The following is a 22,383-nucleotide window of genomic DNA, read 5'->3' as shown; positions in this document are numbered from 1 at the left end:
CTTCAGATCGGCCATTGCCGCATGGCCGAATGAGTAGCGGGCGGGCGTGGCCGGCTCGGCTCAGGCGAAGGTGTCGAGGCCCGTTCCTGCCCGGCGCAGGGGTGCCGACGGGACGGAGACGCCCGTTGCCGCCCCAGCGCTTGCGGCGCGGCCGGCACCCGGGTATTCAGGCTGATTCGGCGACCGCGAGGGGTTCTGCTGCGCGAAGGCGGCGTCCTGACCGAAGGGCTGCCGCGTCTCGGCGCCGACCGAGGTCTGGCCGAGGTTGATGCCCTGTTCGGCGAGGGTGGTGCGCAGCTGCGGCAACGCCGCCTCGACGGCCTTGCGCACGCCTTCGTGGGCCGACACGAACATGGCCTGCGCCTGGCTGTCGCCCATGGTCAGCGTCACCTTGAGCGGGCCGAGGCCAGCCGGGTTGAGATTCAACTCGGCCACCTGGTGGCCGCTGGCGTTCATGCGGATCATGTGCTGGCCGATCGCAGGGCCCCATTCGTCGCTGCCCACGGGCGGGGCGACGGAAAGCACGGGCGTGCTGCCCGATGTCGGGCTGGAGCGTTCGACCGTCTGCCCCGCGAGGGATTGAAGCTGCGGCAACGGCTGCGGGCTGGATTCGGAGGCAGTGTCGAGCGAGTTGCCTGCCGCCTCCGAGGCTGCGGCCACCTTGATGTCGGCCGCTTCGAATGGCGGCGTTGGCTGTGCCTTGTCCGCCGCTGCCGAAACCTTGGCCTTGTCGGCGGAGCCCGTTGCCACGATCGCCGGGTCGGCAGGCGCTGCCGGCGGTGTGGACTTGCCGGCCGCAGGGCGTTCGGTTGCCGCGCTCGCTGTCGCCGCGGTGTCACTGGCGGCCTCTGCCGACGCAGAATGCGCGAGTGCATCCTTGAAGGGCAGATCCGCGGTTGCTTCCTCCTTCGCCGCCGGCTTCGAGTCCTTGGCCTCTTCAGACGCGGCGACCGCTCCGGTCGCGGGCTCCGCGCCGGTTGCAAGGGCTGCGGCGTCCTCGGACAACGCGGCGAGCATGCCTTCCGGCTTGACGCCATCTCCGGCTGCGCGGACCCCGTTCGCGCTGCCGGCCTTGGCATCCACGCCAACCGGTGCGATGTGCGCCGGCAGCAGCGGCGCCAGCAGCGCCATCACGTCGGCGGCCGTCAGCTCGCTCTTCTTCTCGCCGGTGCGCGGCTGCTTGCGGCCGGCGGCGGAGGCGGGCGGATCGTTGTCTGCGGCGGCCTCCTGCGTGCCGGCATCGCTGGCGGCACGCGAGCGGTCGAGCACCGCGCCGAAGCTGCGGCCCTCGGCCTGCTCGGCGCCGCGGCCGCGCGAGCCTGCGGACGACACCGAGGTGCCGGGAACGTTGACGGAAGTCGGGATCAGGGTGGGCATGGGCAAATCCTGTGCTTCAAAGGAGCGGGTTCGCGGCGCGGTCGAAGAACTTCCGGGTCGATCGTTCGTCGCTGTCGCGCTGCTCGCGCTTGGCCTGCGCCAGCATTTCCTGGCGGCGCACCCGTTCGGCGAGCGTGTCGAAGGAGTTGAGGCGGCGCTTGTGGTGCTGCCAGTCGGCGCGCCCGTGGTCCAGCCGCGAGGCGGCCTGGGCGACGATGGCGCGCTGCTGCTCGATGGCGCCATCGAGCGTGCCGAGGAAGGCCTGGTAGTTGCGCCACTTGGCCGTCGGGAGGCCGGTGTTCATCAGTGCGTGCAACTGGTCGTGGTAGTCCTGGCGGTACTGCAGCAGCATGTCCAGCTTCTGGCTCGAACTGAGTTGCGCGCTCTGCAGCGCGCCCAGCCGCCGCGCGGCATCGTCGGTCTGTGTGCGCGCGAGATCGGTCAGCGTGTCGAGGGGGAGTTTCCGGGTCATGGTGGTCAGTGAGGTTCGAAGAGCTTGCTCATGCGGGAGATCGATGCGGCGTAGTCGGTGCGCTCTTCCATCGACTGCTGCAGGAAGGCCTCGATCCGCGGATACATCGCGATCGCCTGGTCCAGCTGCAGGTCGTGGCCGGGCGCGTAGGCGCCGACACTGATCAGGTCGCGGTTGCGCTGGTAGCGCGACAGCATCTGCTTGAACTTGCGCACGGTGTCGAACTGCGCGGGCGTGATCAGCGCGGTCATCGCGCGGCTGATGGATGCCTCGATGTCGATCGCCGGGTAGTGCCCCGCTTCCGCCAGGGTTCGCGAGAGCACGACGTGGCCGTCCAGGATGGCGCGCGCCGAATCGGCGATCGGGTCCTGCTGGTCGTCGCCTTCGGAGAGCACCGTGTAGAAGGCAGTGATGGAGCCGCCCCGGCCCTGTGCATCGCGCGCGCCGTTGCCGGCCCGCTCCACGAGCGCGGGTAGCTTCGCGAATACCGACGGCGGATAGCCCTTGGTGGCCGGCGGCTCGCCCACGGCCAGCGCGATCTCGCGCTGGGCCATGGCATAGCGCGTCAGCGAATCCATGATGAGCAGGACGTTCTTGCCCTGGTCGCGGAAGTATTCGGCCAGGCAGGTCGCATAGGCCGCACCCTGCAAGCGCAGCAGCGGCGAGTTGTCCGCCGGCGCGGCGACGACGACCGAGCGGGCCAGGCCTTCCTCGCCCAGCGTGTTCTCGATGAAGTCCTTCACTTCGCGACCGCGCTCGCCGATCAGGCCGACCACGATCACCTCGGCGCTGGTGTAGCGCGCCATCATTCCCAGCAGCACGCTCTTGCCCACGCCGGAGCCTGCGAAAAGACCCATGCGCTGGCCGCGCCCCACCGTGAGCATCGCGTTGATGGCGCGAACGCCCACGTCGAGCACCGAATCGATCGGCGCACGCGACAGCGGATTCATCGGCGGCGCCGACAGCGGCACCTTGCGGCTGATGTCGAGCGGGCCGAGCCCGTCGAGCGGCCGTCCGGCGGCGTCGACCACGCGGCCGAGCATCCCTTCGCCCACCGGCAGCCGCTTGGTATGGCCATCGCCGGTCAGGCTCGAACCCGTGGTGCCCGGCCGCGGAATGACGCGCGCGCCGGGCAGCAGGCCAGCGACTTCGCTTTGCGGCATCAGGAACAGACGATCACCGGCGAAGCCGACCACCTCGGCCTCGGCATGGCGTTGCGGGTGGCCCGCAGGCAGCTCGATCAGGCAGTCGCTGCCGACCGGCATCTGCAGCCCCACCGCTTCGAGCACGAGGCCGACGGCACGCGTGAGGCGGCCTGATTGCGTGGTCATGACGCTGCGGCTCACGTCACTGCGCGCCTGCTCCAGGGTGCGCAACCACGACTGCAGGTGGGGGTTGGCCGCGGCGGGCTCGGTATCGACTGGCATCGGTTCAGATCCCTTGGGCGTCGGCATCGCGGTGCAGTGCTGCGCCCACGCTCTTCCAGCGTGTCTCCAGACTGGCATCCATCTCGCCATTCGCGGACTGCACGCGGCATCCGCCACGGGTGATCGTGTCGTCGGCGCGCACCTGCCATCCGGCGATCTGCAACTCGTTGCCGAGGCTGTTCTTGACCAGCGCCACGTCGTCCGGATGCAGCAACAGGCGAGGTTCGCCTTGCAGCGCGGGCTCGGTATGTAGCAGCCCCTGCACCAACGGAAGGATCCACTCGGGCTCGGCGCGCAAGGTGCGGTGAACGACCTGGCGCGCAACGTCGAGCGACAGCGTCAGGATGGCGTCGGCCAACTCGCTTTCCGCGCGGCGCAGGGCGTCGGGCAGGCTGGCGGACAGCGCCTTGAGCTGTTCGGCATGCGCGCTGGCGGCTGCAAGGCCTGCGGCCAGCCCTTCGGCGCGGCCTTCCGCAAATCCTTCGGCGTGACCCTTGGCATGGCCTTCGCGGCGCCCCTCGACGTCGCCGGCGGTGCGCGCTTCGCGACGCAGGCGTGCGAGCTCCGCGGCATGGACGAGGGCGGTAGACGGCGGCACCTCGACCGGCGTCGCCTGGCGGTGGTGTGCCGGCGCTTCGGGCTCGTTCAGCGTGTCCATTTCCCAGCGCTGCCACGCGGACAGCACCGGCTTTGCCGGCCGCGCGGACACGGCCGGCGTCGCGGCGGCCGCATAGGCCGAAGCCAGGCGCGAGAGCGTGCCGCCGGGGGAGGGGAGATGCTTAGACAAAGTCATCGGTGCCCGGCGCTGCAATCACGATTTCGCCGGCCTCGGCCAGTCGGCGTGCGACCTGCAGGATGGCCTTCTGTTCGGCCTCGACCTGCGATACGCGCACCGGACCGCTGAGCTCCATGTCCTCGCGCAGCGTTTCGGCGGCGCGTTGCGACATGTTGTTGAGGAACTTGTCGCGCAGCTCCTGCGGCGAGCCCTTGAGCGCGATGATGAGCGAGTCCGACTCGATGTCCTTGAGCAGGCGCTGGATGCTGCGGTCCTCCAGGCTCAGGAGGTTTTCGAACACGAACATCTCGTCGACGATGCGCTGCGCCAGGGCCTCGTCGACCGACCGGACATGGGCGATCGCTTCCTCTTCCTGCGTACTGCTCATCAGGTTGACGATCTCCGCCGCCGTCCGCACGCCGCCGAGGCGGCTGCGCTTCAGGCCCTGGCCGGAGAGCATTTCGGTGAGCACGTCGGTCAACTCGTTCAGGGCCGACGGCTGCACGCCGCCGAAGGTGGCCACGCGCATGATCACGTCGTGGCGCAGGCGCGCCGGCAGCTTCTCGAGCACTTCCGATGCCTTCATGCGGTCCAGGTGGATGAGCACCGTGGCGAGGATCTGCGGATGCTCGTCGCGGATGAGTTCCGCCACTTCGCCGGCTTCGAGCTGGTTGAGGCGCTCGATGCCGCTGTGCGGCTCGTCGGCCTGCAGGATGTCCTCGAGCAGATTGCTGGCGCGGTCGTCGCCGAGCGCCTTCCTCAGCACCGCACGGATGTAGCTGCTGGAGCCCAGGTGCAGCGCGGAGAGCTGTTCGGTCTCCTCGCGGAACTCGGCCAGCACCGTGGCGAGTTCATCCTTGGAGACCGAGCTCAGCTTCGCCATCGCGAGGCCGAGCGTCTGCACTTCGGCGGTCGGCAGGAGGTGCAGCGCGGCCGCTGCACGGTCCTCGCCCAGTGCCATCAACAAGATGGCGCTCTTGCGGGTTCCGAGTTCACTGATCATTGGCGTTCATCCAGTGTTGAATCAGCATGGCGACCAGCTTGGGATCCTGGGCTGCGAGCTGATGGGCGTATTCCATGTCGGCCTTGTGGCGGAGTGCTTCGCGCTGGCGCAGGGCTTCTTCCGGCGAAAGCCGGGGCTCCTCATCCAGCGCGGGTTCGCTCGCGGCGGCTTCCTGCGGCGGGGTCTCCGCGACGGGCGCGGGTGGCGGTGCGAGGTGCTTGCGAAGCAGGGGCCGCAGCACCGCGAACCAGGCGAAGAGCGCGAGGAAGGCGAGCAGCAGGTACTGGCCGATCGTCTTGCCGAGCTCGATGTTCTCGCGGTCGCGCCAGAACGGAACTTCGGCTGCCGGCGCTTCGCGGTCTTCGGCGAAGGCGCTGTTGACGACGTTGAGCGAATCGCCCCGGTCCTGGCTGAAGCCCATGGCTTCCTTGGACAGATTCCGGATCTGGTCGATCTCGACCGGCGTCAGGGCGCGCGTGGTGGTCTTGCCGGAGCCGTCGGCGGCATCCTTGTAGTTCACGACCACGGCAACCGACAGGCGCTTGATCGCACCCGCGCCTTGCTGCACGTGACGGATCGACCGGTCGAGTTCGTAGTTGGTTGTCACGTCCTTGCGCGAGCTGCCGGGGCCGGTCGGGGCGGAGGTGCTGGAGGAGGTGCCGGTTGTATTGGCGTTCGTGGCGGCATTGGCGGGGGCATTGGCGGCCGCGCCCGGGGTGCCCGACGCCGGCGGGGCGGGGGGCTTGGGCGCGGTGATCGGCGCGGTCGGATTGACCGGCGGCTGGTTCGTCAGCGCACCCGGAACGCCGCCCGGCGGCATGCCGCCGTGCTGGTTCGATTCGCTCGACTGCAGGCTGCGGACTGCGGCCTGGCCGGGCCCCTGGTTGGGGCTGTACTTTTCGTCGGTGCGCTCGATCACCGAGAAGTCGATGTCCGCCGCCACCTGGGCCCGCACATTGTTCGCGCCCACGATGGGCTGCAGGATGGTCTCGATGCGGCGGATGTAGCCCTGCTCGATCTCCTGGACATATTTGAGCTGGCTCACGTCCAGCCCGCGCGCGCCGCTGTTGGCTGCCGAGAGCAGGTTGCCGCGCTGGTCGACCACCGTCACGCTTTTGGGGTCGAGCTCCGGCACGCTGCTGGAGATCATGTGGACGATCGCGCTGACCGCGCCTTCGTCGATGCTGCGGCCCCGCGCCAGCGTCAGCACCACCGAGGCGGAAGGCTTCTTCTGTTCACGCACGAACAGCGACGGCTTCGGCAGGGCCAGGTGGACCCGTGCCGATTCGACCGTGCCGATGGATTCGATCGAGCGCGCGAGCTCGCCTTCAAGAGCGCGCTGGTAGTTGACCTGTTCGGCGAACTGGCTGGTGCCGAACTTCTGGTTGTCCATCAGCTCGAAGCCCACCCCGCCCGCCTTGGGCAGGCCCTGAGCTGCGAGCTTGAGGCGCACTTCGGGCACCTTGTCGCCGGCGACAAGGATCGCGCCGCCGCCATCGGCGAACTTGTAGGGCACGTTCATCTGCTGGAGCGACGCGATGATCGCGCCGCCGTCGCGGTCCGACACGTTGGTGTAGAGCACCTTGTAGTCCGGGCCGCGGTTCCAAAGCGTGAAGGCCGCCGCGGCCGCCACGAGCGTGGCGGCTCCGATGATCAGCGGCAGCTTCGGCTGCGCACGCAGGCGTTCGAGGAGCGGGGAGGGCGAAGGCGCCGTCGGCGTGGCGCTCGGGGGCGCAGCGGCAGAACTCATGCGCAAGCCCTCGCCATGGCCGGTACGCGGGAGCGGCCCGTTGTCATGTGGAAGGAGGGAATTCGTTGATCAGGGGTCATGCCGGAGGCCGTTGAAGTCGTCAGCGGACTTGTCGTTTCGCGGTTGATTGTCAGCAGCCACCCCGGATTCGATGGGCCGAACAGCGGGGGGTTTTGCCGTCTGTTGACGGCTTGAATCGGGGTCTTCCCTTGGTACGCTGAAAGGACGACGGAGCGCCTGCGCGCTTCCTTAGCAACCCCTAAGTTCACAAGAGAAGAGAGTCCCTCATGTCGATTGCCGCCATCGAGTCCGTCCTGCAGCAGATGCGGGTTACCGCGCTCCAGACCGGATTCGCTCCCACGCAGGCCGCCGCCGAGACGGGCGGCTTCGCGGTCGAGCTCAAGCGTTCGCTGGACAACATCAGCACTGCGCAGACCAGGTCCTATGCGCAGGCCGAAGACTTCGAACTCGGCAAGCCGGGGATCGCGCTCAACGACGTGATGGTGGATTTGCAGAAGGCCAATGTGGCTTTCCAGACCGGGTTGCAAGTCCGCAATCGCCTGGTGTCTGCATATCAAGAGGTCATGAACCTGCCGGCCTGACATGGGACTCGCCCCCAGGCTTCGCGCACTTCGTGTCGCTTCGCCTACCCCCGACCGGGGGCAACACCTTCGGCCCGGCAAAGCCGGTTCCGTGGTGTTCCGGGTTTTTTGTTCCCCGCCCTAAAGGTTTGAAAAGCGTTGCCGATAACTAGTCCAACGATGGCTTGAGTCTCACGGAGAGTCCGGGTCCAGCGTTACGGCCAGAGGCCGGAAGTCCACAACCTTTGTCAAACAGGAGTCGAGCATGGCGCAAGTCATCAACACCAACAGTCTCTCGCTGCTCACGCAGAACAACCTCAACAAGTCGCAATCGTCGCTGAACACCGCGATTCAACGGCTGTCTTCCGGCCTGCGCATCAACAGCGCCAAGGACGACGCCGCTGGTCAGGCCATTGCCAACCGCTTCACGGCCAACATCAAGGGCCTGACGCAAGCCCAGCGCAATGCCAACGACGGCATCTCGCTCGCTCAAACGACGGAAGGCGCGTTGAGCGAAGTCAACAACAACCTGCAGCGCATTCGCGAACTGTCGGTGCAAGCCGCGAACGGCTCCAACTCGGCCTCCGACCTGACGTCGATCCAGGACGAAATCAAGCAGCGTCTCTCCGAAATCGACCGTACGTCGGCCCAAACCGACTTCAACGGCGTGAAGGTTCTGTCTTCGGCTGCCAAGACCCTGACCGTGCAAGTCGGCGCGAACGACGGCGAGACCATCGACATTGCCCTGAAGGAAATCAGCTCGAAGACCCTCGGCATGGACGGCTTCAACGTCGCTGGCCCGACGGCAGTCGGCGCCTTCACATTCGATGGCTCTGCCGACCAATCGGCTTCCGTGGCGGTGGCTGCCGACTACGAGAAGGCCTACGGCGCCACGACCGGCATCACCGCCGACTCCGTGGCCGAAGCTGTCCCCGACGACCTGTCCAAAAAGTTGGGCCTGGCTGACGGCGAGGTGGTTCTTTCGGGCAACGTGGTCGTGGACGGCAAGGGTGGCATGTACGCCCAGGTCGAGATCAGCGTGGCTGATGCAGCTGCCGAATCCGCGCTGCAAAACCAGGGCTTCAAGGACGCCGTCAGCGGCGGCACGATTTACCGCTACGTCGCCCTCGACCCGCAATCGGCCGACACCAGCACGGGCACGTCCGCTGACTTCACGGTCGACACGTCGAAGATCACCGCCGCCAGCCTGCAGACCGGCACGACCTCCAGCCCCCTGGCTGCCATCGACGCCGCCCTGAAGAAGGTCGACGACCTGCGCAGCTCGCTCGGTGCGGTGCAAAACCGTTTCGACTCGGTGATCACCAACCTCGGCACGTCCATCACCAACCTGTCGTCGTCGCGTTCGCGCATCGAAGACGCCGACTACGCAACGGAAGTGTCGAACATGACCCGCGCGCAGATCCTGCAACAAGCTGGTACCTCGGTGCTGGCCCAAGCCAACCAGACCACGCAAGGCGTGCTCTCCCTCCTGCGTTAAACCAGGAACGGGTCCGAGGCCACTCCCGCGGCGGAGGGTCTCGAGCCCGCGCAGGCCATCGGGTGAAAGCCCGTGGGCGCCTGCGCTGTCCTCTGCGGCCAGGTATCCAGGCCGCAGAGGACAGCGAACACAACCAGGAGTCGGAACCTGTCGATCCACCGCACTCCATGACCCGTTTTCCAGGAAAGAACAAATGGCATCGATCAGCAGCCTAGGCGTTGGCTCCAATCTTGACCTCAGCACCCTGCTGACCCAACTGCAGACGGCTGAAAGCCAGCCACTCGTGAACCTGCAGAGCCAGCAGGTGAGCTTCACGACCAAGCTCTCCGCCTACGGCACGCTCAAGAACTCGCTCACGTCGCTGCAGGCGGCGGCGACCAAGTTGTCCAACCCGGCGCTCTTCCAGGGAGTGAAGGGAAACGTCAGCGCGACGGACGTCCTGTCGGTGGTCGCGACCGGCACGGCGGTCGCAGGCGACTACGCCATCGACGTGACCCGGCTTGCGCAGTCGCAGTCGCTGGTCTCCGCGGGCCAGGCCAGCGCCAAGACGGCGATCGGAACGGGCACCGTGAAGATCGAATTCGGCACCATCACTGGCGGGACGCTGGATCCCGCAACGGGCACCTACAACCCCGGCGCCGGCTTCACGGCGGACGCCACGCGCACGGCCTTGCCGATCACGATCGATGCGTCCAACAACACGCTCGAAGGCATCCGCGACGCGATCAACTCGTCCAAGGCCGGCGTGAGCGCGAGCATCGTCAACGACGGCAGCGCGACGCCCAACCGCCTCGTGCTGACCTCCACGCAGACCGGCGAGACGTCGAGCATGAGCATCTCCGTGACGGGCGACGCGGCCCTGCAGAGCCTGCTTGGAAACGATCCCACCGGCACGCAGAACCTGCGGCAGAGCGTCGCGGCGCAGAACGCCAAGCTGACGGTCAACGGCATCGACATCAGCAGCACGTCCAACGTCGTCAAGGAAGCCATTCAAGGCACCACCTTGAACCTTCTCAAGATCGGGACGAGCAAGCTGTCCATGCAGAAGGACACGGCCTCCGTGCTGTCGGCCATCGGCGATTTCGTGAAGGCCTACAACAGCCTGCAGAACACGGCGAAGTCGCTCACCGCCTACGACGCGGACAAGAAGCAGGGTGCCGCGCTGCTCGGCGATGCGACCTTGCGCAATTTGCAGACCCGCATTCGCCAAGCCCTCAACACGCCGCAATCCGGTGGCCCGGACGATATGAAGGTTCTGTCGGAAATCGGCGTCTCGCTCCAGAAGGACGGAACCTTGTCGATGGACTCGGACAAGCTTTCCGCCGCACTGAACAACAAGCTGGACGGTGTTTCGAAGCTGTTCGCGAGCGGTGAAGGCAGCACAGCGGGCTATGGCAAGCAACTGAGCGCACTGGTAGATGACCTCACCTCCACGCATGGCGCGCTGCAGGCCGCGACCGACGGCGTGAACGCCACGCTGAAGCAGCTCGATGAGCAGTACACCAAGATGCAGGACCACGTGACGGCGACGGTCGATCGCTACCGCGCCCAGTTCACGCAGCTCGACCTGCTGGTGAGCAGCATGAACAACACCATGAAGTACCTGACGCAGCAGTTCGATGCGATGAGCAGCAGCGACTGATTCATCACCGCCCGGAGCCATCGATGTACACACCTCACACCTTCAGAACCGGCGCCGGCGCCTATGCGCGCGTGGGCGTGGAAACGAGCGCGATGAGCGCTTCGCCGCACCAACTCATCTGCATGTTGTTCGATGGTGCCAAGACCTCGATCGGCATGGCGCGCCATCACATGGCGGCCGGGGAGATCGTGCCCAAGGGCAATGCGATCTCCAAGACCATCGGCATCGTCGACAGCGGCCTGAAGGCCAGCCTCGATGCGAAGGCGGCCGGACCCGCCGGCGAAGAGCTGGTGAGCAACCTGACCGCCCTCTACGACTACATCATCCAAAGGCTTCTGTTCGCCAACCTGCGCAACGACGCGCAGGCGCTGGACGAAGCCGATGGCCTTCTCGACAACATCGCTTCAGCCTGGCGCGAGATCGACGCCAGCGCACCGCGCGCCTGAGACACGCGTGATGAACACGACAACCAGAAGAGACAACATGGCAACCACGAGCGAAGTCGTTCACTGCTACGACCAGTTGGCCGCGCGCGTCGCGCTCATGGCCGAACTGGCGCGCGCAAAGGACTGGGCGCGGCTTCCTGAACTGGAAGCCCAATGCTCGGCATTGGTCGAGCGTCTGAAAGTGATTCAGCCGCTCGAAGCGCTGGACCCGGCGCAGTTCGAGGGGACACGTCGCCTGATCGAGCGCATCCGCGCCCACCAGGACGAGGTGTGCGGACTGGTCAAGCCGCAGATCGAGCAATTGATTGCGCGCATGTCGCTTCTGAGCCAGCAGCGCAGCCTCGACCGCGCCTACGGGCCCCCGCACTGAAGCGCACGAGTTCGCCGTGATCGGACTGTCCGGATTGATCGACAACCTGCTGGCCGCGAAGGTTTCGCCGCGGCTGGACGTGCTCGCCATCAAGGGCGAGACCGAAGTCGATGCGCCCGGACCGGTGTTGCAGGTGCAGAAGGTCGAGAACGATGTTCGCCTGCTCTCCCATGCCGCACTCGACCGGCTGATTCCCGTCGGACCTTCGGACGCTCCGCTTGCCTCGGGCGCGCGTCCATCCGCCGAGGCCGAGTTGTCGGTGGCGGCACGCGTCATCAGCGCGGTGCTGTCGGATCTTCATGGCGATGCGGGCCCGGTGCGGGGCGTTGCGCCTGCGTGGCCGTCGCCCCAGCCCGCGTCGGCTGCGGTGCTGGCGGGCGCGCTGGCGCAGACGGTGTCCGACAGCGGACTCTTCTATGAGTCGCACCTGGCCGAGTTCGCGAGTGGCACGCGCACGCTGGCGCAACTGGCGCATGAGCCTCAGGCGCGCTGGGCGACGCCGCCTGCACGGCAGGCGATGGCCCTGGCTGCCGCGTCGGCTGAAGCCGCGCAGCCGATCGCAACGAAGCCCGTGTTGCCGGTGACGGCCGCGCAGGCTGGCCCGAACCCGAATGACCCGGTGTCGTCACGAGCCGCCGTACCCCCTGCCACTGATCCGGATCTGCCGCCCGATGCCGCGCGTGTGCAGGCCGCCTACCGGTGGGGCGAGGCGCCGACGCCGGCTGCCCTGCACCCGTCAACGCAGCAAGTAGATGAAGCGATCGCAGTCCGGCACGGCGCCGCCGCGGTCGCTTCGAGTTCAGCGACACACGCGCAACCTGCCGAAGTGATACATCCGCATGCGGTGGCGATCGTGCACCAGCAACTCGACCTGCTGGCGACGGCGGTCTTTCGCTGGAGTGGCGAGGCCTGGCCCGGCGTTGCGATGAACTGGACGGTCGAGAAGGAAGCCGCCGGCCCGTCGGACGAAGCGTCCGGCGACGACAACCCGCGGCGCTGGTCAACCACCGTCTCGATGAGCCTGCCCCGGCTGGGCGACGTGGATCTGCGCCTCAGCCTCGCGGGCCCCGGCCTGCACGCCAGGCTGGCCGCCAGCGAGCCTGGAACGGTGACGGCATTGCGCGCCGATGGCGACGCACTGATCAAGCGGCTGGAGGCCGCCGGCTTCCGGATGCAGGACTTGCAGGTGGCGCCGAAGGCCTTGGCGGAGCGGGGATCGTGAGCACGCCCATGGACGAGCGGCAAAGCGCTGTGGCGCTTTCGCATGCGGACAAGGACCGGGCGCCGGTGGTCGTGGCCAAGGGCTACGGCGTCGTGGCCGAGTCGATCATGCGCGAGGCGAGGGAGAACGGGCTCTACGTCCATGCGTCCGCCGACCTCGTCAAGTTGCTCATGCAGGTCAACCTCGACCAGCAGATCCCGCCGCAGCTTTACCGCGCCGTGGCCGAGGTCATGGCCTGGATCCACGGGCTCGAAAGCCGCGCCCACTTGGAAGCGCGTCCATGAAAAATTTCACGCCGCGGCAATGGAATGAACTATTTCGTTTCATTGTCAATGAATATTCATTTAGTTTTTCCACGCGATGAATGCTTTCTGATTCAGTCGCTGGATTAGTACTTTTTAAATCATCACAATTAAACGGTGTCGCCTTTTTCCCCTGTAACTATTTTGGTTGCTTTTTAGACTGTTTTCCAGGAGATGTCAGATAAGTCTCACTTTTCGGAACGTCGCCGTGTGAGTCTAAACAAGTTGTTAAAAATTGTGTATAGACTTCAACCCTGATTGAATGGAGTACCGGGCCCGATTGCCGCGCACCATCATGTGGACCTCACGATGTCCGGATGAATTGGAGTTCAAGCAATAAATTGCCCTGTGTTCGGTGGAATTGTTATTGAATCTGTATTTCCGGATGGAGCGATTTCTAATTAAACACCGAATTAATTTCTCCGCTGATCGATAAATCCGGGTTTGTGAGAAATGTGAATCGCATTTTTCAGTGTTTCATTTGTGCGTGAACTGCACATTTTTAGATTGGGGTTCAGAGTGGAAATCGAAAACAATGGCGATGCGGGCGGTGGTGGTGACGTCTCGAAGGAGATCGGTGACATCAACCTGGCCTACATGCTGCTCGCGCAGAAGCTAGCGAAGCAGGACCGCGCCGCCGCGATGTATCGCCTCGGCGTGGGCCGCGAGCTCGCCGATCTGCTCGCCAACATGTCCCTGACGCAGATCGTCAAGCTGGCGACGTCCAACTTCTTGCTGTGCAGCTTTCGCCTGGAAGACCACCCGATGTTCGCGGTGTTCGGCGAAGGCAAGGACACCGCGCTGCAGCAGGCACACATGTCGATCCTGATGGCGGCACGCCAGACCCGTGATGCGGAAGCCGTGGCATGACTGTCAAAAGTGTGCTCGGGGAGGTCCGGCAGGTTCAACTCGCGGTCGAATTGATCGAGCTCGGCGCCCGGTTGCAATTCCTGGAAGCCGAAGTCGGATTGAGCCGGGAGCGGCTGATCCGCCTTTACAAGGAATTGAAAGGCGTTTCACCACCCAAGGGACTGTTGCCGTTTTCGACCGACTGGTACATGACGTGGCTGGCCAACATCCATTCGTCGATGTTCTACAACATGTACCGGTTCATGCTGCGCGAGGCCAATGAGCCCGAATTGCAGGCGCTGATCAAGGCCTACCGCCTCTATTCCGAACAGATCTCGGCCCACGGCGGCGAAATCGTGCTCGATTTCACACGCGCCTACACGATGGTCCGGTTTTTCGACAGCGACATGCTGCAGCTGAGTACCTGCAGCCGTTGCGGAGGCCATTTTGTCGCTCACGCGCACGACCATCAGCACGGTTATGTGTGCGTGCTGTGCCGGCCGCCCTCCCGCGCGGGCAAGGCGCGCGCGCCGAAGGTGAGCGACGAAGCGGTCAAGGCCCCGCGGGTCGCCCGGGATCCGGGCTTGTCCGCGCATTCAGCGCTGGGCGCGAGCGGAATTCATTGACCACGGCAGATTGTCTCGATTCGCTAATTTCTTGATGTGACGCCTGAGGGCAAAGGGGGACGCGCGTGCTAGTGCTGGTTGGATATCTTGTGGTGGTGGGTGCCGTGTTCGGGGGCTATGGCCTCATGGGTGGTCATTTCGGCGTCCTGTTCCAGCCGGTGGAGTTGCTGATGATCGGAGGCTCCGCGCTGGGCGCCTTCATCGCGGGGAACAACGGCAAGACGATCAAGGCGACTATCAAGGAACTGCCGCTCCTGCTGCGCTCGTCCAAGCACAACCGGCAGCTCTACATGGACCTGCTGGCGCTTCTGTACGAACTCCTGGCCAAGGCGCGCAAGGAGGGAATGATGAGGCTGGAGTCCGACGTCGAGAACCCGGCCGAAAGCGAAATATTCAGCCGCTATCCAACCATCATGGCCGACGCCGGCGTGATGGAGTTTCTCTGCGACTACCTGCGCCTGGTCGTCAGCGGCAACACCGACGCCTTCGAGATCGAGGCGCTGATGGACCACGAGATCGAGACCATCCGCCACGAGGCCGAGATCCCGTCGCACAGCCTCGCACGCGTGGCCGATGCACTGCCCGCGCTGGGCATCGTGGCGGCGGTGATGGGCGTGGTCCACGCGCTGGGCTCGGCCAATCTGCCACCCTCGGAAATGGGCGCACTGATCGCGCACGCGATGGTGGGCACTTTCCTGGGCGTGCTGCTGGCCTACGGTTTCGTGACGCCGTTGTCGACCGTCGTCGAGCAGAAGGTGGAAGAGGGCATGAAGGTCTATCAGTGCGCCAAGGTCACGTTGCTCGCAAGCCTCAACGGCTATGCGCCCCAACTGGCCGTGGAGTTCGGCCGAAAGGTGCTCTTCTCGACCGAGCGTCCCAGCTTCACCGAACTGGATGACCACGTTCGGGAAGTCAAGGCGCGCTGAGCGCGGGGGACGAAGCATGAGCGCTGAGAAGCATCGCGTCATCGTCAAGCGCGTCGCCGGGGATGGCAGCGGGCACCACGGTGGCGGCTGGAAGATTGCCTATGCCGACTTCATGACGGCCATGATGGCGTTCTTCCTCGTGATGTGGCTCCTGTCCATCTCGACGCCCAAGCAGCGTGAAGGCATCGCCGAGCATTTCCGGATGCCGTTGAAGGTTGCGCTGCACGGCGGCGAAAAGAGCAGCCTGAGTTCGAGCGTGATCCCCGGTGGCGGGCCCGACCCCATGCAGGTCGAAGGCGAAGAGAAGCTGTCCGAGGCGGAGCGCGAAGAAATGGCGGATGCCGCGCGCCTCGCCGACATGAAGAAGCGCCTGGACGAACTCATCGAGAACAGCCCGGTCTTCAAGCAATTCCGCTCGCAGATCCTGATCGACATCACCACCGAAGGCCTGCGCCTCCAGATCGTCGACAGCGACAAGCGTCCGATGTTCGACCTCGCCAGCGCGAAGGTCGTTCCGCACATGCGCGCCATCCTGCGCGAACTCGCGCCCACGCTCAACGATCTGCCGAACCGGATCACCCTGTCGGGCCACACCGACGCACACGTCTACACCAATGGCGACAAGGCGTACGGCAACTGGGAACTCTCCGCCGACCGTGCGAACGCTTCGCGCCGCGAACTGGTGATGGGCGGCATGATCGAGGCCAAGGTGCTGCGCGTCGTCGGCCTGGCCGACAGCATGCACCTGGACAACGCCGATCCGCGCAACCCGATCAATCGCCGCATCAGCATCATCCTGCTCAACCGCCAGACTCAGGAGCGCATCGAGAGAGAGAACAGCGGCGCGGCTGCCGCGCCCAGCACCCGGGTCGGCGCATCGCTCCCCGCAACCGCAAGCGGCAGCAACGTGAAGTTGACCTCATTCAAATCATCGGCGCCGACGCAGTAACAGCGAGACCACAAGAAGATGGACCTCAGTCAGTTTTCCCAAGCATTCTTCGTCGAAGCCATCGAGCTTCTGGCGCAGATGGAGCAACTGCTCCTCGAACTCGATGTCGAGTCGCCGGACAGCGAGCAGCTCAACGCCATCTTTCGCGCGGCCCATTCGATCAAGGGCGGGGCGGCCACTTTCGGCTTCACCGCATTGACGGAAACGACCCACCTGCTGGAGACCCTTTTGGATCGGGCGCGTCATGGCCAGTTGCGCCTGAGCGGTCCGATGATCGATGCCTTTCTGGAAACGAAGGACGCCTTGCAAGAACAACTCACTGCCTATCAGGCTGGCAAAGAACCCGAGCCTGAACGAGTCGCGCACATCTGTGCGGTGCTTCAACAACTCGCGCTCGAGAACGGCGACGGTGCGTCCGTACCCGCATCGGCGCCAGCGCCAGCCCCCGTGATGGTGGCGGCGCCAGCGCCAGTGGCTGCAGCAGCAAGCGGGCAGGGTGCGTTGCGGATTCGCTTCTCGCGCCTGTCGGACAGCGAGTGCAACCTGCTCGCCGACGAACTCGGCAACCTCGGCAAGATCCTCTTGCGCACGCGCAGCAACGATCTGTTGACCGTGGTGCTTGAAACGACCTGCGACCCGGACGCCATCATCGCGGTGTGCTGCTTCGTCATCGACGAGTCGCAGATCGACATCACACGCGAATCCGCAGAAGCGGCGCCCGCCGAAGCTGCCGCCGCGCCGGCCGCGCCGGTACCGGCACCTGCGGTGGGCGCTCCCGTCGAGGCGGCCGGCAAGCCGCAAGTCTCGGCCGCATCCCCCGCCGCCGCAGCGCCGGGCGCGAAGGAATCGAGCTCGATCCGCGTGGACGTCGAGAAGGTCGACCAGCTCATCAACCTGGTGGGCGAACTGGTCATCACCCAATCCATGCTCACTCAGGCGGCGACCATGCTCGACCCGGTGGCCTACGAGCGTTTCCTCAGCGGCCTGGGCCATCTGGAGCGCAACGCACGCGACCTGCAGGAATCGGTCATGTCGATCCGCATGATGCCGATGGACTATGTGTTCAGCCGCTTCCCGCGCGTGATCCGCGACGTCAGCGCCAAGTTGGGAAAGCAGGTGCGTCTCGACACCTTCGGCAAGGAAACCGAACTCGACAAGGGATTGATAGAGCGCATCGTCGACCCGCTGACCCACCTGGTGCGCAACAGCCTCGACCATGGCATCGAGACGCCGGAGATCCGCCTCGCGAAGGGCAAGGAGGCGACCGGCCAGCTCCTGTTGTCCGCGCAGCACCACGGCGGCAACATCGTGATCGAGGTGAGCGACGACGGCGCGGGCCTGAACCGCGAGAAGATCCTCGCCAAGGCCATGCAGCAGGGCCTCAACGTGAGCGAGTCGATGCCGGACGACGAGGTGTGGCAGCTCATCTTCGCGCCGGGCTTCTCGACCGCGGAGCAGGTCACCGACATCTCCGGGCGCGGCGTCGGCATGGACGTGGTCAAGCGCAACATCCAGGAGATGGGCGGCCACGTGGAGATCCAGTCGCGCGGCGGCCATGGCACCACGACCCGCATCGTGCTGCCGTTGACGCTGGCGATCCTCAACGGCATGTCCGTCAAGGTCGGCAGCGAGGCCTACATCCTGCCGCTGAGCTACGTGATCGAGTCGCTGCAGCCGCTGCCGGAGCATCTGCATTCGATCACCAGCGACGGCCATGTCATCAAGGTGCGCGGCGAATACCTGCCGCTGATCGAGCTGCACCGCGTCTTCGACGTGTCGGGCGCGCAGGTCAATCCCACGCAGGGCATCCTCGTGATCGTCCAGGCCGACGACACGCGCTTCGCGCTGTTGGTCGACGAACTGCTCGGCCAGCACCAGGTCGTCGTGAAGAACCTGGAGACCAACTACCGCAAGGTGCCCGGCATCTCGGCGGCCACGATCCTCGGCGATGGCAGCGTAGCTTTCATCATCGACGTCGGCGCCATGCCCCGCATTCAGCGCGCGCAGGCCGCGAGCAGCGCGGCCCTGGCCGGCGCATCGCGCAGGGACCCGATCGCGGCCTGAAAGGCTCTCACCAGGCAATGCCCCGTACATCCTGCAGCGACGGGGTGATGGTTACCAATTCAGACGGAGACATTTGCAATGCGGTTTGACTTTTTCAGGCGCCAGGGAACGACCAGCGAACCCGTGGCGGCAGAGCGCGGCGAGCGTACCGAGCCCATGATCGAGACGCGGGTGCCGGCATACCAGCCTCCGGAGCCCCGCGGCGCGAACGGCTTCGTGACCTACGCCTTGCAACTGGACGCGCAGAAGCGTGTCAGGGGCTACAGGTTGGCCTGGCGTGCAGCGGGCGGCGGCCATGAGGCGCCGGATGCTTCGGCGCAGTCCAGGGCGCTGCTCTCCTGCGTATCCAGGCATCTCAATTCCGGCAAGGGATCCCGGCTCGGGCGGCTCGTGCTGTTCCTCGACGTCACGGTCGACACGCTGTTCCAGAGCGAGCTTCAGGCGCTGCCGCCGGAGAGCGTCGTGCTGTGCATGGGCCTGGACGACCTGATGGACGCGGACACGCGTTCGATGCTGCTGTTCCTTCGCGAGCAAGGCTTCGGCTTCATGCTGTGCAATGCAGAGGCGCTGCCGCACGACCCGGCCCTGCTGGAGGTCATCACGCACTTCGACGTGGGCAGCGGCGACAGCGACCTCGTGGCCAGCGTGCGCAATGATCGGCTGCCAGAACAGCCGCGCGTGCAGCTGATCGCGACCCGCATGAACGGCTGGGACAACTTCGACGCCTGCGCCGCGCGCCACGTGGATGTGTTCGTCGACGGCGACCACCCGCCACCGCCGGTGGAGAAGGGCGCCGCCATGCTGCAACCCGAGTCCATGCTGATCGTGCGGCTCATGCAGATGATCCAGCGCAACGAGGACGTGCGCTCCATCGAATCGGCACTCAAGCGCGACGCTGCGCTGACCTATCGCCTGCTTCGGCACATCAACTCGCCGGCGATCGGCGCTGGCGTCGAGATCACTTCGCTGCGTCATGCGGTGGCCATGCTGGGCTATTCGCCGCTGTACCGCTGGTTGTCGCTGCTGCTGGCCACGAGCAACAAGACCAGCTCCCCCTTCATGATGAAGAAGGCCATCATGCGCGGCCGCTTCGTCGAGCTGATGGGCCACGGCATGCTGCCCTCCAGCGAGGCCGACAACCTCTTCGTGGTGGGCATGTTCTCGCTCGTCGACCAACTGCTCGGCATCTCCATGCAGGAAGTGTTTGCCAAGGTGCAGCTCGCCGAGTCCGTGCAGCAGGCGATCCTGCATCGCGAGGGTGTCTACGCACCCTTCCTTGCGCTGGTGGAAGCCTGCGAGACGGGCACCGACCAGGCGGGGCGTTTCGCGGAGGCGCTGTTCGTCAGCGCCGAACAAGTGAACGCGGCGCATCTCTCGGCCATGGTCTGGTCGCATGAAGTCAGCGCGGTCGAGATCGGCGACTGAGCACGCTGCGCGATATGCGAGCCTTTTGTCCCGTTGATCGAAGCATTGGCAAAGAGTCTCCCTATGTACATTGAAAGCCATGCTTCGATCTTGGCCGTGAATACCGAATTCCTCTTCACCGACAGCGATTTCTCGAGAATCCGGACGCTCATTCACCGCCGTGCCGGCATCGCGCTGGGCGAGCAGAAGCGGCAGATGGTGTACAGCCGGCTCTCGCGACGTCTGCGCGAACTGCGGCTGCCGGAATTCTCGACCTATCTCGAACTGCTGGAGTCGCGCCATGACGGCGACGAGTGGCAGTCGTTCATCAACTCGCTGACGACCAACCTGACCTCGTTCTTCCGCGAGGCCCACCACTTTCCGGTGCTGGCCGAGCACGTGCGCAAGGCGCAGCAACCGGTCACCGTCTGGTGCGCAGCCGCATCGACGGGCGAGGAGCCCTATTCGATCGCCATGACGCTGATCGAGGCGCTCGGCGATCGCGCCGGTTCCGCCAGGATCATCGCGACCGACATCGACACGGCGGTGCTCGCGAAAGCCTCGGCAGGCGTTTTCACCGCGGAGCAAGTTGGCCGCCTATCCGCCCATCGGCTGCGCCGCTTCTTCAACAAGGGTACGGGCTCGAACGCCGGCAAGGTGCGCATCCGGCCCGAGGTCGGGGCCATGGTGAAGTTCTCGCGGCTCAACCTGCTGGACCCTTCGTGGTCGGTCAAGGAGCCGGTGGACGCGATCTTCTGCCGCAACGTGATGATCTATTTCGACAAGCCGACGCAGATGAAGGTGCTGGACCGCTTCGCGCCGCTGCTCAAGACCAACGGGCTGCTGTTCGCCGGCCACTCCGAGAACGCGTCGCTCGTGAACCAGACCTTCAAGCCGTTGGGTCATACGGTGTACGAGCTGTCGCGAAGCCCGGGCAAGGGGTTGGCATGAACGCCGCGGTGCCGGGATCGGTCGCGAAGCATCACTACTTCGACCGCGACGTGGGCAGCATGGCGGTCAAGCTGCTGCCGTCGGAGTACTACGTCACGACGACCGACACGGTGCTGACCACGGTGCTGGGCTCGTGCGTCGCCGCCTGCATCGTCGACATCGACAACGGCGTCGCGGGCATGAACCATTTCATGCTGCCCGAGGATGGCGAGGCCGCCCCGCGCGATCAGACCGAGTCGATGCGCTACGGCGCCTACGCAATGGACGTTCTCATCAGCGAAATGATCCGCTCTGGCGCGCGCCGCGAGCGGCTGCAGGCCAAGGTCTTCGGCGGCGCCGCGGTGCTGGCCAACATGACCACGCTCAACATCGGCGACCGCAATGCCGACTTCGTCCTGCGCTACCTGAGCGCCGAGCGCATCAGCGTCGCGGCTCAGGACTTGCGCGGCCAGCATGCGCGCCGCGTGTGCTTCATTCCGGCGAGCGGCAAGGCCGTGGTGCGCAAGCTGAGCGGCCAGGCCGATGTGCAAGTGATTCAGCGCGAGGAGGGCGAGCTGCTGCGCAAGCTCACCACCCGGCGCTCGACCCCCGGGCCCCAGGCGGGCTGCAGCGCCGCCGGCGACGCCATGCCCGCGGCCAGAACCAAAGGAAGCCGGTGAGCGCGAACAAGATCAAGGTGCTGTGCGTCGACGATTCGGCGCTGATACGCAGCGTGATGACCGAAATCATCAACAGCCAGCCCGATATGACGGTGGTCGGCACCGCCGCCGACCCGCTGGTGGCGCGCGACCTCATCAAGGTCACGAATCCCGACGTGCTGACGCTCGACGTCGAGATGCCGCGCATGGACGGCCTCGAGTTCCTCGAGAAGCTCATGCGCCTGCGGCCCATGCCCGTGGTGATGGTGTCCTCGCTGACCGAACGCGGCTCCGAGATCGCATTGCGCGCGCTGGAGCTGGGCGCGATCGACTTCGTGACGAAGCCCCGGCTGGGCGTGCGCGACGGCCTGCTCAACTACACGGAGCTGATCGCCGGCAAGATCCGCACGGCGTTCGGTGCCCGGCTGCTGCCCTCGCGCAGCAATGCCGCAGCAAAGTCATCGGCGAACGCGCCGCCGGAAGCGCTGCTGCGCAGCCCGCTGCTCAGCACCGAGAAGCTCATCATCATTGGCGCGTCCACGGGCGGCACCGAAGCCATCCGCGAGGTTCTGCACCCCTTGCCGCCGGACTGCCCGGCGGTCCTCATCGCGCAGCACATGCCCGCAGGCTTCACGAAGTCCTTCGCGCAGCGGCTCGACGGCCTCTGCCGCATCACGGTGAAGGAAGCGGAGCACGGCGAGCGCGTGCTGCCGGGCTATGCGTACATCGCGCCCGGCGCATTCCATCTGTCGCTCGCCCGCAGCGGGGCCAACTATGTCGCGCACCTGGACCAGGAGCCGCCGGTCAACCGGCATCGTCCGTCGATCGACGTGCTGTTCGATTCGGCCGCCAGGCATGCCGGCAAGAACGCCATCGGAATGATCCTCACGGGCATGGGCAAGGATGGCGCCGAAGGCTTGCTGCGGATGAAGAAAGCCGGCGCCTTCACGCTCGCGCAGGACGAGGCGAGCTGCGTGGTCTTCGGCATGCCGAAGGAAGCGATTGCATTGGGCGCTGCCGACGAGGTGGCGCCGCTGGGAGAGATGAGCCGGCGCGTGCTGGCCCATCTGCGCACTTTCGGTGCGCGGACGAATCGGGTTTGAACGAACTG

General features: G+C 65.7%; 22 protein-coding genes. 16 read left to right on the top strand and 6 right to left on the bottom strand.

Translation table 11 applies throughout. The features are described 5' to 3' along the window. Positions 1 to 60: 60 nt before the first annotated feature. Genes QTI04_RS25645 through fliF form a run of 6 tightly spaced genes read right to left on the bottom strand, consistent with a single transcriptional unit; the run spans position 61 to position 6,804 of the window. Positions 61 to 1,377, bottom strand: a complete 1,317-nt coding sequence (locus QTI04_RS25645; RefSeq protein ID WP_286618006.1) for a flagellar hook-length control protein FliK — start codon at positions 1,375 to 1,377, stop codon at positions 61 to 63. 16 nt (positions 1,378 to 1,393) lie between these two features. Further along, positions 1,394 to 1,849, bottom strand: a complete 456-nt coding sequence (gene fliJ, locus QTI04_RS25640) for a flagellar export protein FliJ (RefSeq protein ID WP_286618005.1) — start codon at positions 1,847 to 1,849, stop codon at positions 1,394 to 1,396. Positions 1,850 to 1,854: 5 nt separating this feature from the next. After that, positions 1,855 to 3,276 carry a flagellar protein export ATPase FliI gene (gene fliI / locus QTI04_RS25635; RefSeq protein ID WP_286604374.1) on the bottom strand — a complete coding sequence of 474 codons (1,422 nt, stop codon included), beginning with the start codon at positions 3,274 to 3,276 and terminating at the stop codon, positions 1,855 to 1,857. A gap of 4 nt (positions 3,277 to 3,280) precedes the next feature. Beyond that, positions 3,281 to 4,069: a flagellar assembly protein FliH gene (gene fliH / locus QTI04_RS25630; protein ID WP_286618004.1), complete on the bottom strand. Its 789-nt coding sequence runs from the start codon at positions 4,067 to 4,069 to the stop codon at positions 3,281 to 3,283. Continuing rightward, entirely contained in the window at positions 4,056 to 5,054 is a 999-nt protein-coding gene (gene fliG / locus QTI04_RS25625; RefSeq protein WP_286618003.1) for a flagellar motor switch protein FliG, read from the bottom strand. Before fliG ends, fliH begins: the two co-directional genes overlap by 14 nt. Beyond that, positions 5,044 to 6,804, bottom strand: a complete 1,761-nt coding sequence (fliF, locus tag QTI04_RS25620; protein ID WP_286618002.1) for a flagellar basal-body MS-ring/collar protein FliF — start codon at positions 6,802 to 6,804, stop codon at positions 5,044 to 5,046. The genes fliG and fliF overlap by 11 nt, the downstream gene beginning before the upstream one ends. A gap of 287 nt (positions 6,805 to 7,091) precedes the next feature. Here fliF and fliE point away from each other — a divergent pair, with 287 nt between their 5' ends. The 16 genes from fliE to QTI04_RS25540 all read left to right on the top strand — a co-directional run bounded on the left by fliE (position 7,092) and on the right by QTI04_RS25540 (position 22,375). Continuing rightward, the gene (gene fliE, locus QTI04_RS25615) at positions 7,092 to 7,406 is read left to right on the top strand and encodes a flagellar hook-basal body complex protein FliE (protein ID WP_286618001.1); all 315 of its coding nucleotides are present in this window, start codon (positions 7,092 to 7,094) and stop codon (positions 7,404 to 7,406) included. A 244-nt stretch (positions 7,407 to 7,650) separates the two neighbouring features. Beyond that, positions 7,651 to 8,883 carry a FliC/FljB family flagellin gene (locus QTI04_RS25610; RefSeq protein WP_286618000.1) on the top strand — a complete coding sequence of 411 codons (1,233 nt, stop codon included), beginning with the start codon at positions 7,651 to 7,653 and terminating at the stop codon, positions 8,881 to 8,883. A gap of 193 nt (positions 8,884 to 9,076) precedes the next feature. Further along, complete coding sequence (fliD, locus tag QTI04_RS25605) at positions 9,077 to 10,525, top strand: flagellar filament capping protein FliD (protein ID WP_286617999.1); 1,449 nt, start codon at positions 9,077 to 9,079, stop codon at positions 10,523 to 10,525. A 23-nt stretch (positions 10,526 to 10,548) separates the two neighbouring features. Then, the gene (gene fliS / locus QTI04_RS25600) at positions 10,549 to 10,971 is read left to right on the top strand and encodes a flagellar export chaperone FliS (protein ID WP_286617998.1); all 423 of its coding nucleotides are present in this window, start codon (positions 10,549 to 10,551) and stop codon (positions 10,969 to 10,971) included. 37 nt (positions 10,972 to 11,008) lie between these two features. Then, the gene (locus QTI04_RS25595; protein ID WP_286617997.1) at positions 11,009 to 11,341 is read left to right on the top strand and encodes a flagellar protein FliT; all 333 of its coding nucleotides are present in this window, start codon (positions 11,009 to 11,011) and stop codon (positions 11,339 to 11,341) included. Between the two features lie 16 nt (positions 11,342 to 11,357). After that, complete coding sequence (locus QTI04_RS25590; protein ID WP_286617996.1) at positions 11,358 to 12,563, top strand: flagellar hook-length control protein FliK; 1,206 nt, start codon at positions 11,358 to 11,360, stop codon at positions 12,561 to 12,563. After that, a complete protein-coding gene (locus QTI04_RS25585) occupies positions 12,560 to 12,847 on the top strand; it encodes an EscU/YscU/HrcU family type III secretion system export apparatus switch protein (protein ID WP_286604389.1) in 288 nt (95 codons plus the stop codon). The genes QTI04_RS25590 and QTI04_RS25585 overlap by 4 nt, the downstream gene beginning before the upstream one ends. A gap of 537 nt (positions 12,848 to 13,384) precedes the next feature. Continuing rightward, positions 13,385 to 13,735, top strand: coding sequence for a flagellar transcriptional regulator FlhD (gene flhD, locus QTI04_RS25580; protein WP_286604391.1), 351 nt, complete (start codon positions 13,385 to 13,387; stop codon positions 13,733 to 13,735). Beyond that, positions 13,732 to 14,340: a flagellar transcriptional regulator FlhC gene (gene flhC / locus QTI04_RS25575; RefSeq protein ID WP_286617995.1), complete on the top strand. Its 609-nt coding sequence runs from the start codon at positions 13,732 to 13,734 to the stop codon at positions 14,338 to 14,340. The genes flhD and flhC overlap by 4 nt, the downstream gene beginning before the upstream one ends. Positions 14,341 to 14,405: 65 nt before the next feature. Beyond that, positions 14,406 to 15,266 (top strand): flagellar motor stator protein MotA, encoded by an 861-nt coding sequence (gene motA, locus QTI04_RS25570; RefSeq protein ID WP_286617994.1) that lies wholly within the window; start codon positions 14,406 to 14,408, stop codon positions 15,264 to 15,266. A gap of 16 nt (positions 15,267 to 15,282) precedes the next feature. After that, positions 15,283 to 16,215 (top strand): flagellar motor protein MotB, encoded by a 933-nt coding sequence (motB, locus tag QTI04_RS25565; protein WP_286617993.1) that lies wholly within the window; start codon positions 15,283 to 15,285, stop codon positions 16,213 to 16,215. Between the two features lie 18 nt (positions 16,216 to 16,233). Next, complete coding sequence (cheA, locus tag QTI04_RS25560) at positions 16,234 to 18,279, top strand: chemotaxis protein CheA (RefSeq protein ID WP_286617992.1); 2,046 nt, start codon at positions 16,234 to 16,236, stop codon at positions 18,277 to 18,279. Positions 18,280 to 18,357: 78 nt separating this feature from the next. After that, entirely contained in the window at positions 18,358 to 19,704 is a 1,347-nt protein-coding gene (locus QTI04_RS25555) for an EAL and HDOD domain-containing protein (RefSeq protein ID WP_286617991.1), read from the top strand. 96 nt (positions 19,705 to 19,800) lie between these two features. Then, positions 19,801 to 20,634, top strand: coding sequence for a CheR family methyltransferase (locus QTI04_RS25550; protein ID WP_286617990.1), 834 nt, complete (start codon positions 19,801 to 19,803; stop codon positions 20,632 to 20,634). Further along, a complete protein-coding gene (gene cheD / locus QTI04_RS25545) occupies positions 20,631 to 21,293 on the top strand; it encodes a chemoreceptor glutamine deamidase CheD (RefSeq protein ID WP_286604399.1) in 663 nt (220 codons plus the stop codon). Before QTI04_RS25550 ends, cheD begins: the two co-directional genes overlap by 4 nt. Next, complete coding sequence (locus QTI04_RS25540) at positions 21,290 to 22,375, top strand: chemotaxis response regulator protein-glutamate methylesterase (RefSeq protein WP_286604401.1); 1,086 nt, start codon at positions 21,290 to 21,292, stop codon at positions 22,373 to 22,375. Before cheD ends, QTI04_RS25540 begins: the two co-directional genes overlap by 4 nt. Positions 22,376 to 22,383 lie beyond the last annotated feature (8 nt).

Origin of the sequence: Variovorax sp. J22R115 (assembly GCF_030317005.1) — a bacterium.
In the GTDB taxonomy this organism is placed as follows: Bacteria; Pseudomonadota; Gammaproteobacteria; order Burkholderiales; family Burkholderiaceae_C; genus Variovorax.
The sequence above is the reverse complement of the archived record's forward strand: the minus strand, read 5'-3'. Positions and strand labels throughout refer to the sequence as shown.

Coding starts and splice junctions, on each gene's coding strand:
- QTI04_RS25645 (WP_286618006.1), bottom strand. CDS start 1,377: ATGCCCACCCTGATCCCGACTTCCGTCAACGTTCCCGGCACCTCGGTG.
- fliJ (WP_286618005.1), bottom strand. CDS start 1,849: ATGACCCGGAAACTCCCCCTCGACACGCTGACCGATCTCGCGCGCACA.
- fliI (WP_286604374.1), bottom strand. CDS start 3,276: ATGCCAGTCGATACCGAGCCCGCCGCGGCCAACCCCCACCTGCAGTCG.
- fliH (WP_286618004.1), bottom strand. CDS start 4,069: ATGACTTTGTCTAAGCATCTCCCCTCCCCCGGCGGCACGCTCTCGCGC.
- fliG (WP_286618003.1), bottom strand. CDS start 5,054: ATGATCAGTGAACTCGGAACCCGCAAGAGCGCCATCTTGTTGATGGCA.
- fliF (WP_286618002.1), bottom strand. CDS start 6,804: ATGAGTTCTGCCGCTGCGCCCCCGAGCGCCACGCCGACGGCGCCTTCG.
- fliE (WP_286618001.1), top strand. CDS start 7,092: ATGTCGATTGCCGCCATCGAGTCCGTCCTGCAGCAGATGCGGGTTACC.
- QTI04_RS25610 (WP_286618000.1), top strand. CDS start 7,651: ATGGCGCAAGTCATCAACACCAACAGTCTCTCGCTGCTCACGCAGAAC.
- fliD (WP_286617999.1), top strand. CDS start 9,077: ATGGCATCGATCAGCAGCCTAGGCGTTGGCTCCAATCTTGACCTCAGC.
- fliS (WP_286617998.1), top strand. CDS start 10,549: ATGTACACACCTCACACCTTCAGAACCGGCGCCGGCGCCTATGCGCGC.
- QTI04_RS25595 (WP_286617997.1), top strand. CDS start 11,009: ATGGCAACCACGAGCGAAGTCGTTCACTGCTACGACCAGTTGGCCGCG.
- flhC (WP_286617995.1), top strand. CDS start 13,732: ATGACTGTCAAAAGTGTGCTCGGGGAGGTCCGGCAGGTTCAACTCGCG.
- motB (WP_286617993.1), top strand. CDS start 15,283: ATGAGCGCTGAGAAGCATCGCGTCATCGTCAAGCGCGTCGCCGGGGAT.
- cheA (WP_286617992.1), top strand. CDS start 16,234: ATGGACCTCAGTCAGTTTTCCCAAGCATTCTTCGTCGAAGCCATCGAG.
- QTI04_RS25555 (WP_286617991.1), top strand. CDS start 18,358: ATGCGGTTTGACTTTTTCAGGCGCCAGGGAACGACCAGCGAACCCGTG.
- cheD (WP_286604399.1), top strand. CDS start 20,631: ATGAACGCCGCGGTGCCGGGATCGGTCGCGAAGCATCACTACTTCGAC.